The organism is Bacteroides acidifaciens, assembly GCF_024623065.1.
In the GTDB taxonomy this organism is placed as follows: Bacteria; Bacteroidota; Bacteroidia; order Bacteroidales; family Bacteroidaceae; genus Bacteroides; species Bacteroides acidifaciens.
The window spans coordinates 1-11,956 of the sequence record NZ_JANJZR010000061.1 but is presented as its reverse complement, the minus strand read 5'-3'; the positions used below and the strand labels follow the sequence as shown (position 1 = coordinate 11,956).

General features: G+C 47.6%; 11 protein-coding genes and 1 pseudogene. 7 read left to right on the top strand and 5 right to left on the bottom strand.

The window, feature by feature from the left end; translation table 11 throughout:
* Window positions 1-3: 3 nt before the first annotated feature.
* Together NSB03_RS15125 and NSB03_RS15120 are read right to left on the bottom strand one after the other, a co-directional pair.
* On the bottom strand, window positions 4-3,264 hold the full coding sequence (locus NSB03_RS15125) for a helicase-related protein (protein ID WP_148332638.1): 3,261 nt from the start codon (window positions 3,262-3,264) through the stop codon (window positions 4-6).
* A gap of 2 nt (window positions 3,265-3,266) precedes the next feature.
* Window positions 3,267-3,478: pseudogene (locus tag NSB03_RS15120) on the bottom strand (helix-turn-helix transcriptional regulator).
* A 128-nt stretch (window positions 3,479-3,606) separates the two neighbouring features.
* Here NSB03_RS15120 and NSB03_RS15115 point away from each other — a divergent pair.
* Complete coding sequence (locus tag NSB03_RS15115) at window positions 3,607-3,975, top strand: Fic family protein (RefSeq protein ID WP_024988126.1); 369 nt, start codon at window positions 3,607-3,609, stop codon at window positions 3,973-3,975.
* 132 nt (window positions 3,976-4,107) lie between these two features.
* Here the strand turns inward: NSB03_RS15115 and NSB03_RS15110 are convergent, their stop codons facing one another.
* Window positions 4,108-4,410, bottom strand: coding sequence for a DUF6506 family protein (locus tag NSB03_RS15110; RefSeq protein WP_024988125.1), 303 nt, complete (start codon window positions 4,408-4,410; stop codon window positions 4,108-4,110).
* A 410-nt stretch (window positions 4,411-4,820) separates the two neighbouring features.
* Between NSB03_RS15110 and NSB03_RS15105 the strand changes: the two genes are divergently transcribed.
* Both NSB03_RS15105 and NSB03_RS15100 read left to right on the top strand, forming a co-directional pair.
* Window positions 4,821-6,056, top strand: a complete 1,236-nt coding sequence (locus tag NSB03_RS15105; protein WP_024988124.1) for a site-specific integrase — start codon at window positions 4,821-4,823, stop codon at window positions 6,054-6,056.
* An 11-nt stretch (window positions 6,057-6,067) separates the two neighbouring features.
* Entirely contained in the window at window positions 6,068-6,439 is a 372-nt protein-coding gene (locus tag NSB03_RS15100; protein WP_024988123.1) for a virulence RhuM family protein, read from the top strand.
* Between the two features lie 88 nt (window positions 6,440-6,527).
* Here NSB03_RS15100 and NSB03_RS15095 read toward each other — a convergent pair whose 3' ends face one another.
* The gene (locus NSB03_RS15095) at window positions 6,528-6,824 is read right to left on the bottom strand and encodes a helix-turn-helix domain-containing protein (RefSeq protein WP_071807633.1); all 297 of its coding nucleotides are present in this window, start codon (window positions 6,822-6,824) and stop codon (window positions 6,528-6,530) included.
* Window positions 6,821-7,105 carry a helix-turn-helix domain-containing protein gene (locus NSB03_RS15090; protein WP_065540274.1) on the bottom strand — a complete coding sequence of 95 codons (285 nt, stop codon included), beginning with the start codon at window positions 7,103-7,105 and terminating at the stop codon, window positions 6,821-6,823. Before NSB03_RS15090 ends, NSB03_RS15095 begins: the two co-directional genes overlap by 4 nt.
* A 213-nt stretch (window positions 7,106-7,318) precedes the next feature.
* Here NSB03_RS15090 and NSB03_RS15085 point away from each other — a divergent pair, with 213 nt between their 5' ends.
* Genes NSB03_RS15085 through NSB03_RS15070 form a run of 4 tightly spaced genes read left to right on the top strand, consistent with a single transcriptional unit; the run spans window position 7,319 to window position 11,802 of the window.
* Entirely contained in the window at window positions 7,319-7,678 is a 360-nt protein-coding gene (locus NSB03_RS15085) for a helix-turn-helix domain-containing protein (RefSeq protein WP_024988120.1), read from the top strand.
* A gap of 21 nt (window positions 7,679-7,699) precedes the next feature.
* Window positions 7,700-8,050, top strand: a complete 351-nt coding sequence (locus NSB03_RS15080) for a helix-turn-helix domain-containing protein (protein ID WP_128824427.1) — start codon at window positions 7,700-7,702, stop codon at window positions 8,048-8,050.
* A 30-nt stretch (window positions 8,051-8,080) separates the two neighbouring features.
* Entirely contained in the window at window positions 8,081-9,655 is a 1,575-nt protein-coding gene (locus tag NSB03_RS15075; protein ID WP_257466487.1) for a DUF4099 domain-containing protein, read from the top strand.
* Between the two features lie 56 nt (window positions 9,656-9,711).
* A complete protein-coding gene (locus NSB03_RS15070; protein ID WP_024988118.1) occupies window positions 9,712-11,802 on the top strand; it encodes a type IA DNA topoisomerase in 2,091 nt (696 codons plus the stop codon).
* Window positions 11,803-11,956 lie beyond the last annotated feature (154 nt).

Genomic DNA, 11,956 nt, shown 5'->3' with positions numbered 1-11,956 from the left:
TTATTACACATTAAAACTCTCTGAAATAATAATTTCAGGCATAAAATCTTTCGACACTTTAAGCATATCTACTTGTTTGTCGACATCTCCATATCGGACATGTTCCAATGGATATGTTGATATAATCTTGATTAACTGTTCTAACAGAACAACCGGTTTGACAGGAACTTTCTTTGTTGCTGTTTTCAGTTTATTTATATCTCGTTGTAACTGTTGGAATTTACCTGTTGTGATAGCTCGTTTTGCTTTATTAATCAATTCAAGTTCTTGCTCTGTAATGTTGGAGATACTTACAAAACCATCAAGATAGGCTATAGCTTTCTTCTCATTAGGACCTTGAGTTGGATTAACTTTTTGTTTTGTTGCCTTGGTCGCCTCTTCTTGTGTGGCAAATGCATCAAGTGCCACTTTTACTTGCTCGTGATGCATACCATGTAGCGGTATAGACTTTTCGTCAATACGGGCTTCAAATTCTTTCGCTGCCTCCAAAAATGTGAGTTCCTCTATGCTCCCGTCTTCTCGAACAAATGTAAACGCATCACGGCGCTTGTTTCGGATAAACACAATGGTGCTACCGGGTATAAATTTACTTTTGCGACCTGTGCGAGCTCTCAATGGCAGTTTGCTGATTCGTTTAATCAAATCAGGGTCATCTTGTTTCAGTTGTCGGAGCCACATCAGGTAACGCAATTTCTCATCACGTTCCTCATCTACATCCTTATCAAACAAACCGAAGCTCTCCGGATTCTCATCAGTAGAATATATCTGACTATCTTCGCCCAATGCTGCATGAAAGGCAAAGAGCTTCATTTTCGCTTTCTTCTCCAATTCAATGTCATCATTAACTTTGGATGTTGGGAAGAAGTTGAAAATATATACCTCTTTGGCAGTGCTACCGATACGATTTACACGGCCTATTCGCTGCATAAGCCTTGTTGAATTCCAAGGTGTATCGTAGTTTACAATAACATTTGCACGATGGAGATTTACTCCCTCGGCAAGAACCTCGGTGGAAATAACTATGTTATAATCGTTCTTCTTGTCACCTTTGTAGTTGGCATCGAAGTTCTCCTTCAATAGCGGCATTTGGATGTTTCTATTGTCACTCTGTACCGTCATAATTTTGCCCAAACCATGATTTCTGAGAGAGTCATAGAGATATTTTGTGGTCTCTTTTGATTCTGAGAATATGACTAGCTTACCCTCGTGATTAATGGATTTATCCAATAAAGTATCTTTGAGGTATTGGATGAAGATATCTAACTTAGGATCAACATCTACAGCATCCCACATAGAAACCAATTCCTTAAGAATAGTATTGTCTGCCTTGATTCCCTCCTCAAAGCCCTCTTCAAAGTCATCAGGTGTACAGACTTCTATTGTCGGGTCGGTGTATTTTGTCTCCTCAATCAACTTTATCAACTCGTCTTCCTTATCTTCACTAAGTAATTCATTGACTTTTAGATTGGGGGCGATGTATATAATACCATTGCCAAACATATCAAGCATCACCTTGTTAGCCTCATAATATCGATGCAATGATTGCTTAAATGCATAGAAACTGCTATCTATTCGTTTGACAAGCAAAGTCTTCATAATACCTGCCAATTGTATAGATATCATATCTGCCTTCTTGTACTTACTTTTCTTAGGTGACTTCAAGTATTTTATCGCCTGGTATCTGTAATATTTAAGACCGTTTATTTTATCACTTAGATACATTATAGTTTTGTCGTACAAAGTTTCCAATTCTGTATCTAGTTGATAATATATCTTTCGAGGAGACTTAACATCAGGGAAGTGGATATTCTGTTCCTCTAGATCTTTACAATATGCATCATTTTCCATTAAGTCAGTACGAGTACGACGTACTGTTAATGGTTCTACAACCTTGATGCGGATTCTCTCATATATAGCCTTGACTTCATCAGCGATAAGAGTTAAGTCCTTTTGTTTTTTCAGTTTGTTGTATCTGTCAATATGCTCACGGAAGAATCGTTGTAAATTACCTTCCTCTAAGGTACTATCCTTAGAGTCTTGGAACAAATATACAAGATTGGCTATATCTTCAGGTTTGTTGTTAAGAGGTGTGGCTGATACGAGTATCACCTTCTTGTCATGCAAACTGCCATCATAGCGTTTTGTCTTAGTCTTACACAACTTTTGCAATTCGTTATACATTGATGCCGTGTCACTTCTAAATTTATGCGCTTCATCAACAATAATCAAATCATATAATTCCGGATTCTTAATCTTATGAAGACTTCCGTTTGTTATGATTCTGAAATTATCCAACTTAAACTCTGTAAGAGTCTCCTCCCAGTTATCCTTCATTGCAGGAGGAACTATTATTAATATGTGAGAACGATGTGTTGGAAATCCATTGGAGAAAAATAATTTCTTTGCTATAAGGGCAGACACAACGGTTTTACCTAAGCCGACAACATCGGAAAGGAAAAAACCATTGTGTTTCATCATCTTGAAATATCCGTCATTGACCGCATCTATTTGATATGACAACTTCTTATATCCCGTAGGCAAATCGGATACAGAGTTAGGGTCAAAGTCAATACTCTTGCCGAAGTATTCTAATAAGAATTTTAGATATACTTCGTAAGGGGTGAAGTTGGGATTAAGATATGAATCACTCTTTATCTTTTCTATGTGTGTTATGTCTATTTCTACAGACTCTTCCCATAGCTTTTCAAAGGTTTCGGTGGCAAACTGTATGTCGTCATCATAGCGTAGTTCCACGTTGAACTCGAAATTCTTTTCTAGTCCAGCCTCAGTCAAATTACTAGAACCAGTAATGACCGATCCATAACCATGAGGATGATATACTTCTTCACGGAAGATATATATCTTGGCGTGAATGTTTTGTTTTGGATGAATTCGCATGGTTATTCTACCAGTTACTATATCCTCTATAAACTGATACATGCCATCCTCGACCTCTTTATCGTATTTCGCCTCTTGTATATTACGTTTAATGTCGTTAAAGAACTCTTCTTGGGACTGTTCAGCGTTAGGATTAAATAATAATCCCTGTTGATTTGCTTGATAGGTAAGCTTATCGACATTTATACCAACCAAAATTCTAATATGCGGGGTCTGTTGTATGAATTTTCGGATTCTAAAATAACCGGAAGCCCTAAAATACCCAACAAGTGCATCAAAGAAATGTACTTTTTTATACTTGAAAACTCCTTCAATTTTTTCAAGAAGAGTATTCTCTTTTTCGTTTGTGAAAAAATTTGTTCCCATAATCAAGCACCTTTCAGGTTATTTATTAAATCTTTTGGCTCTACATTCAAAACAGTTGCAATCTTGACAAGCATTTCTAATGATGGTTTGAAGTATTGGAACACCAACGGGAAATGGTTGCTTCATTTTTTTTGAGTTGTTCTGCTAACCATTTTCCAGTTCTATTTTGTTCAACCAATACTACTTTTATTCTATTTATTCTTTCTGTTTCCACACTTGTTTTCTTTTAAAGAATAGCAATAAATTGACCATATCTGCAAATGTAGTGATAATTTCGGAAAAACAAATATGAATTAGAGATTACTTATACTTGTTGGGTAAACTAGAGTAACGGCGCAAGGTGTGGAAACTCCTACATGGTCTTCGGATGGAGGTTTCGTTATTATCACGTTCAAACGACCTGATTTCAAATCCAATATCATAGAGAATGATAAAGAGGATAAAAAGATAACAGAGGAGGGCAAGTACCCCCTAAGTACCCCTCAAGTAGAATTGCTCATTCAAAAAATGGAAGATTCTTACATGACAATGAGGAATATGGCGGATGTATGTGATATTAAAGACTTAAAGTATTTTCGTGAGAGCTATATTACCCCCGCATTGGAAGAAGGATTGATTGAACGGCTTTATCCAAATCAGCCGAAGCATCCTAAACAACAATACCGACTGACAGAAATGGCTAAAGAGTGGCTAACAAGTAATGCCAAATAGAATCATTGCTTATGTGTAATATGTAATACAATACTGGCGAAAGAAAAAACAAGCTCTCTTTTGGTTTCTTTCGCCAGTATCAATCTTATTATAGTTGAAATACAAACTTAGTTAAATCGCTGAGGATTTTAACTAGAATATGCTATCTCCACTTTGGTGATTAAACGCAGGATGGAGATCAAACCTAACAACTCCAACTAAAGCCCTTCCTTCGACTGCTTTGCTAACACGTGCTACGCCATTGAGACCAAAACCGGCACAAAGTTCAATAGCAGTGATGCCTTCCTTTACCAACTCTTTAGCTACATATTCAGCTTCTTCGTAGTCTTTTACACCCACTACCGTCAGATTAACGACAGGAGAATCAATAAATGCTTTGTGCGCTTTGTAATCATTCTCAGGCGCAATGTAAATAAATGCTGCTTTTGTTGTCATAATATTTTCTTTAAAAGATATTTATCATCTGCAATGTTGTTGTTATCATCTGCAAAGATACTACAAAAAAACGAGAATAGGAGAAAAATGGTGAATGAACGTTGAGATAAAGCGTTTTAGCAATTCCGACGAGGACTTTGCCAAAGCCACTGAATGCCGCAAAAAAGCCGTTTGAAGCAAGAGTTACGTTACTATCCCGTTACTCTTTTTCACAAAAGAACAGCTTGCTGAGGACACTGGCATATCCGCTGATCCATACGCCATTGGATGCCAATTTAAGGATTCTTTTGGAAATGTCAGCGGGACCTGCTCAAAAAAATGAGATGTGGGTGTGAATGCGCCGATATGCTGTGATTTGCCTACCGTCTTCCAGCTCTACATGGTTTAATTTTGCAAACAAAAAGTAGAGTATGAGCAGAAGCACATTCAAAGTATTGTTCTACCTCAAGCGCAATGCGCCGAAGAAGAACGGATTGATTCCCGTGATGTGCCGTATCACGGTGAACGGAAAGGTATCACAGTTCAGCAGCAAACTGGACGTGGAGGAAAGCATCTGGAACGTGGAAACCGGGCGTCTGTCCGGTCGCAGCCTCGTGGCGCAGGAAGGTAACCGTATGCTTGACAAGATACGTGTGGGCATAAACCGTGCATATCAGGAAGTATGCGACGCGGACAGCTATGTCACGGCAGAGAAAGTACGCAACGCCTATCTGGGACTGGGACAGAACCACAAGACCCTGCTTGCCGTGTTCAAGCAACATAATGAGGACTACGCCAAGATGGTAGGAAAAATGAAAAGCGTGCGCAGCTACCTGAAATACCGCACCGTCTATAACCATCTGTCGGAGTTCATCAGACAACGCTACAAGATGAGCGACATCGCCTTGCGCGAGCTTACCCCGGCATTCATCACGGATTTTGAACTGTTCCTCCGCACGGAGAAGAACCATTGCACCAACACCGTCTGGTCGTACATGATGCCGTTTCGCAGCATCATCTATACAGCCATCAACAACGGCTGGCTTCCACGTGACCCGTTCTACGCCTACCACATCACCAAAGAGGAAACGAAACGCGGCTTTCTGACAAAGGAGGAAATAAGCCTGTTGATAAACGGGACGTTCAAAAAGAAAAAATATGAACTGATACGCGACCTGTTCATCTTTTGCACCTTCACGGGGCTGAGCTGGACGGACATGTATAACCTTACGGAAGAGAACCTGCAAACCTCCTTTGACGGTCATCTGTGGATCAAGACCAAACGACAGAAGACAGGCGTGGAATCCAACATCCGCCTGCTGGAAGTGCCGGGCCACATCATCCGGAAGTACAGCGGCATGACCGGGGACGGGAAACTGTTGCCCGTTCCCTGCTATGCGAACTGCAAGAACGGCATCAAGGCGGTGGCGAAACTGTGCGGCATCAATAAAAACATCACCTGGCATCAGAGCCGCCACAGCTATGCGACGACCATCTGCCTCTCCAACGGCGTGCCTATAGAAACCCTGTCCAGAATGATGGGACATACCAGTATCCGCAGCACGCAGATATACGCCAAGATTACGGCTGAAAAGGTGAGCAACGACATGGAACGCCTTGCCAAGCAGATAGAATCAATGGAACAATTCATTTGCCAGACCATATAAACCACACTGCCATGAGAAGAATAATCAAGACTGACGAGGACGGGAACATCCGCATCGCGGGCAATCCCGAAAAAGAGATATGGATGACCGCATGGGAAATGTCCGAACTGTTCAATGTGTCCGTCACAGCCATACAGAAAGAGATAAGGGCGGTACGGAAGTCAGGTGTACTGGCGGACTATGAGGTTTGCAAATACATCCGCACGGAGAACGGCTGTTCGGCGGACATCTTCAGCATTGACATCATCATCCCCGTGTCATACAGACTGAACACCTTCTATGCCCACTCCTTCCGGGAGTGGCTGAAAAGTAAAGCGCTGTCCGGAAACGAACGGGAACGCAGGACGGTGTTCTTTCTGCTTGGCAAAGGCTGCTCCTGCTGAATACCGGACAGGCAAGGCACAATAAAAGGCATACGGGCAATCCTCACGATGGAATTGCCCGTATGCCTTTTTGTTGCCGTTCCGTATATCAATCCTCCACCTTGCGGTAGTTCCTCTCCAGAAGCGCTTGTATATCATATTCCCGGTACAGAGCCTTTCCGCCGAGGATTATGAACGGAAGTGTCTTTTCATCACGCATCTTCTGCAAGGTGCGACGGCTGACTTTCAACAGTTCCGCCACCTCTTTGTCCGTCAGGAAACGGTCGCCGTCCAGCAACGGGTTGTACTTCTGTGTGAAACGGTTGATTTTCCTGTGGCTCTCCTTCAGGGACACAAACGCGTCAGCCAACAAGCCCTGCTCCAATGTAAGAACCTCCTGTTTCATGATGCCCCCTCCTGCTTTTCCGAAACAAGCCGTACCACGTCTTCCGACCTGTAATAGAACTTCCTGCCTACCTGCGAACAGGCGACAATGCCCCTGTCACGCATACTTTGCAATGTTTTCGGGCTAAGGCGCAGCAGGCGGCAGACGTCCTCACCGTCCATCCATTTTTTCAACCGTCGTTCCGTTCCCCGCGCGCAAAGCCGGTCCACCTTTTCCGTAAGTGCCGAGACCTCCGCCATAAACGTCTCGAAAGCCTCTCTTTCAATGATTACGATTTCCATAATATACCTTGTCTTAGAATTGTCCGCCGTAAAATTAGCTTCCAAAGGTCTTACTCCGTCCATTTCCTGCGGAAGTGGCAGCATTTGGAACAGCGACGTATGCCAAGCGGTGACAAACTCAAAAAAATCTTCTATGAGTCATATATGAGTCATAAGCCCGCCTTTCCCCGTCCCTGTAAATTTGCGGCATAAACGATTAAAACAGCAACGGTTATGGATATGATAATGATTGAAAAATCCGATTTCGACAAGCTGGTCGGACGTATAGAAGAAATTGCGGAGCATATCCGCAAGAGTGAAAACAAGAGGCTCTCCGTTGATGCGGAACGGTGGATTTCCAACCGGGAAGCGATGGACATTCTCGGAGTAAGCCCGCGCACCCTGCAACGCTACCGGGACAGCGGCTGCATACCATTCTCCAAAATAGGCAGGAATTGCCGTTACCGCCTGTCCGATATAGAGCGTGCATTGGAAATGTATATGATTGACGGAACGGCGGCAAAGCCTGACGTCCTGCACCGGCAATACCTTATCCGCACAAGGAAAATGTATATCCGACCGGAAAAGACCTAAAACGAAGGAGGATTGGGGTATATGGACACAAAAAATATAGAAAGACTGTTCGGCTGCATCATGGAGCGGCTTGACAGGCAGGAGCAAATGCTTGAAGACCTCCGGAACAACCGGCCGGAACAACCGGCGAACGCCCCTGAAGCGACAAAGCTGCTGAACGGAGAGCGTCTTTATGACAACCAAGACCTCTGCCTGATGCTTCAAGTCAGCAAACGTTCATTGCAACGCTACCGCAGCATCGGCATCCTGCCCTACCTGATGCTCCGTCAGAAATCCTACTATAAGGAGTCAGACGTGGAAAAATTTCTCTCGGAGCATCTTGACGAAATCAACAAGGACCGGGTCGAGGCTTATAAGGCCCGCATCAGATAATCAATGTCTCACCATTAAAACATTTTTCAAATGGCAAAGAAAACAACTGAAAAGGACGTGCTGATAGTCCGCGACGAGAAGACGGGCGAGATCAGCGTGGTAGCCGGGCTTAATGCCGACGGCTCCCCCAAGCGCACCCCCGCGAAAGCGGAGAACGCGCGGAGTTTCCTGCAATTCGACCGCCACGGCGACGTGCTGGACAACTTCTTCAAGAACTTCTTCCGGCAGTGCAAGGAACCCAGCCGCTTCGGTTTCTACCGGATTGCGGCCGACCAAGCCGACAAGCTGCTGGAGGTGATGAAGGAACTGCTCAAAGACCCCGACGCCAACAAGGAGATGCTCGCCTCCCACAAAGTGGACACCTCGGATTACGAACGGAAGGTGCAGGAGGAACAGGCGGCTGAAAAGCCGGAACAGAAACAGGAAGAACCTAAAAAACAGGAAGAAATGGAACAGAAAAATGAACAGAATCAGGAAAGCCCGCAGCAGACGCAGGGCAACCGGGGCTACCAACCCATCGACGAGAGCAAGATCAACTGGCAGGAGCTGGAAGAGAAATGGGGCGTGAAACGCGACGACCTTGAGAAGTCCGGCGACCTGACCAAGATGCTCAACTACGGCAAGTCCGATTTGGTGAAAGTGTCGCCCAATTTCGGCGGCGAGGCTTTCGAGCTGGACGCCCGCCTCTCCTTCAAGAAAGACAGCGAGGGTAATGTCAGCCTTGTGCCGCACTTCATACGCAAGGAGCAGAAGCTCGACGAGTACAAGGAACACAAGTTTTCCGACGAAGACCGTAAGAACCTGCGCGAAACGGGCAACCTCGGCAGGGTCGTGGACATCGTGGACAGGGAAACGGGCGAGATCATCCCCTCGTTCATCAGCATAGACCGCAAGACGAACGAGATTACCGACATCCCGGCAAACAAGGTGCGCATACCGGAGCGCATCGGAAAGACGGAAATCACCAAGCAGGAACAGGACATGCTCCGCGCCGGGCTGCCCGTGCGCGACAAACTTATCGAGCGCAAGGACGGCAGGAAGTTCGTCACCACCCTTCAGGTGAACGTGGAGCAGCGCGGCGTGGAGTTCGTGCCGGGGACCGGTAGGTCGCCCCGTGCCGCACAGGCACAGGAAACGAAGAACAACCCCGCACAGCGACAGGCACAGGACGCGGAGAATGCCGCAGCCATACAGAACGGGCAACGCCGCAACTCGTGGACGAACGCCGACGGCAGCATCCGCCCCATCAGCAAATGGAGCGGCGTGGAGTTCACCGAGCAGCAGAAAGCCGACTACGTGGCGGGCAAAGCCGTGAAACTGGAGAACGTGACCGACAAGCAGGGCTTCCACGCCACGATGTACATCAGGTTCAACCCGGAGAAGGGACGCCCGTACCGCTACGACACCGACCCCGACAAGGCGCAGAAGGTCGCACCCTCCAACGAGAGCCGCACGCAGGTGGCTGTGAACAGCGAGGGCAAGACCAACGAGGCGACCAAGAACCTGAAAGAGCCGTTGCAGAAAGGACAGACCGTCCCGAAGGACACCGCGCAGCAACAGCAGGAAACCCCAAAAAAGAAAAACAACAAGGGTATGAGGATGTAATCCCGTGTCCGCCACTGAATCCAAAGTAACATTTATAAACATCAATCCAAGAAAATATGAAGACAATCATTGCTGAAAAGCCATCCGTGGCACGTGAGATCGCCCGCATCGTCGGAGCTACAAAGAGAGAGGAAGGATATTTCGAGGGAGGCGGCTACGCCGTGACATGGGCGTTCGGACACCTCGTCCAGCTTGCCATGCCCGACGGCTACGGCATACGCGGCTTCGTCCGCGACAACCTGCCCGTCATACCGGATACCTTCACGCTCGTCCCCCGTCAGGTAAAGACGGACAAGGGCTACAAGCCCGACAGCGGCGTGGTGTCGCAGATCAAGACCGTCGCCCGGCTATTCAAGGAAAGCGAACAGATCATCGTGGCGACCGACGCGGGGCGCGAAGGGGAGCTTATCTTCCGCTACCTCTACCATTACACCGGATGCACCACGCCTTTCGTGCGCCTCTGGATAAGCTCGCTCACCGACAAGGCTATCCGCGAGGGACTGCGCAACCTCGAAGCGGGCGACAAATACGACAACCTCTACCTTGCCGCCAAAGCGCGGAGCGAATCGGACTGGCTGGTGGGCATCAACGGCACGCAGGCACTCTCCATCGCCGCCGGACACGGCACATATTCCGTCGGGCGGGTGCAGACACCCACGCTGGCGATGGTGTGCGCACGCTATTGGGAGAACCGCCGCTTCACGCCCGAACCCTTCTGGCAGCTCCATATCGCAACAGACGGTTGCGACGAAGGAGTGGTGAAGTTCTCCTCTTCCGAGAAATGGAAAGAGAAAGAACCTGCCACAACGCTATATAATAAGGTAAAGGAAGCAGGCACAGCCACCGTCACGAAAGCCGAGCGCAAGGAGAAGACGGAGGAAACTCCGCTTCTGTACGACCTGACCACGCTCCAGAAGGAAGCCAACGCCAAGCACGGCTTCACCGCCGAACATACGCTTGAAATCGCGCAGAAGCTCTATGAAAAGAAACTTGTCACCTATCCGAGAACCGGCAGCCGTTACATCCCCGAAGACGTGTTCGCCGAAATCCCCAGACTGCTCGCCTTCATCGGCAGCCTGCCCGAATGGAAAGAAAAAGTCAATCCGAAGGCAGTGCCGACACGCCGCAGCGTGGACGGCGGCAAGGTGACGGACCACCATGCCCTGCTCGTCACGGGCGAGAAGCCGCTGTTCCTCTCCAAAGAGGACAATACCGTCTATCAGATGATTGCCGGGCGCATGATCGAGGCTTTCTCCGAAAAATGCGTCAAGGACACCGCCACCGTCACGGCGGAATGTGCCGGAGTGGAGTTCGTGGCAAAAGGCTGCATCATCAGGCAAGCCGGGTGGCGTGCCGTCTATGGCGTGGAAGACAAGGAGGAAACCGCTATCCCCGGCTGGCGGGAAGGCGACACGCTGCCGCTGAAAGGCTGCTCCATCACGGAGGGCAAGACCAAGCCCAAGCCGCTACATACCGAAGCCACCCTGCTGTCCGCTATGGAAACGGCCGGCAAGGAGATAGAGGACGACGCGCTGCGTCAGGCTTTGAAGGACTGCGGCATCGGCACGCCCGCCACCCGCGCCGCCATCATCGAAACGCTCTTCAAGCGCGGCTACATGGAACGCTGCAAGAAGTCGCTTGTGCCGACTGAAAAAGGGCTTGCCCTCCATTCGGTCTTGAAGACGATGCGCATCGCCGACGTCGCCATGACGGGCGAATGGGAGAAGAATCTGGCACGCATCGAGTGCGGGGAGCTGCCTGCCGACACCTTCCGCAAGGAGATAGAGGCTTACACGCGGGAGATCACTTCCGAACTGCTCTCGTGCGACAAGCTGTTCGCCCGCAGGGATTCCGGCTGCAAGTGTCCCAAGTGCGGAACCGGCACGATGCAGTTCTACGGCAAGGTTGTCCGCTGCGACAACGCGGAGTGCGGGCTGCCCGTGTTCCGCCTGAAGGCGAACCGCACCCTCACCGATGACGAGATCAAAGACCTGCTCACCGACGGGCACACGAAGCTGCTCAAAGGTTTCAAAAGCAAGCAGGGAAAGAGCTTCGATGCCATAGTCGCCTTTGACGGGGACTACAATACGACTTTCGTGTTCCCCGAAAGGAAAAATAAGGCAACCTCTACGAGAAGAAGAAAATAATGAGTAACTTTGCCACTGGTTCAGAGTAATGAATTGTTCTTCGATACCGGATTACACTCATACTTTGGATTTAGTGGTGAGGGTGTGTCAAAAGCTCAAAAACGCCCTCAATATAAATCAAAACTCGCAACTTTAGTGAAATACACTTAAGCTG

Excerpts from the sequence above, each read along its gene's own strand:
- NSB03_RS15125 (WP_148332638.1), bottom strand. The coding sequence starts at position 3,264 with ATGGGAACAAATTTTTTCACAAACGAAAAAGAGAATACTCTTCTTGAA.
- NSB03_RS15110 (WP_024988125.1), bottom strand. The coding sequence starts at position 4,410 with ATGACAACAAAAGCAGCATTTATTTACATTGCGCCTGAGAATGATTAC.
- NSB03_RS15105 (WP_024988124.1), top strand. The coding sequence starts at position 4,821 with ATGAGCAGAAGCACATTCAAAGTATTGTTCTACCTCAAGCGCAATGCG.
- NSB03_RS15100 (WP_024988123.1), top strand. The coding sequence starts at position 6,068 with ATGAGAAGAATAATCAAGACTGACGAGGACGGGAACATCCGCATCGCG.
- NSB03_RS15095 (WP_071807633.1), bottom strand. The coding sequence starts at position 6,824 with ATGAAACAGGAGGTTCTTACATTGGAGCAGGGCTTGTTGGCTGACGCG.
- NSB03_RS15090 (WP_065540274.1), bottom strand. The coding sequence starts at position 7,105 with ATGGAAATCGTAATCATTGAAAGAGAGGCTTTCGAGACGTTTATGGCG.
- NSB03_RS15085 (WP_024988120.1), top strand. The coding sequence starts at position 7,319 with ATGGATATGATAATGATTGAAAAATCCGATTTCGACAAGCTGGTCGGA.
- NSB03_RS15080 (WP_128824427.1), top strand. The coding sequence starts at position 7,700 with ATGGACACAAAAAATATAGAAAGACTGTTCGGCTGCATCATGGAGCGG.
- NSB03_RS15075 (WP_257466487.1), top strand. The coding sequence starts at position 8,081 with ATGGCAAAGAAAACAACTGAAAAGGACGTGCTGATAGTCCGCGACGAG.
- NSB03_RS15070 (WP_024988118.1), top strand. The coding sequence starts at position 9,712 with ATGAAGACAATCATTGCTGAAAAGCCATCCGTGGCACGTGAGATCGCC.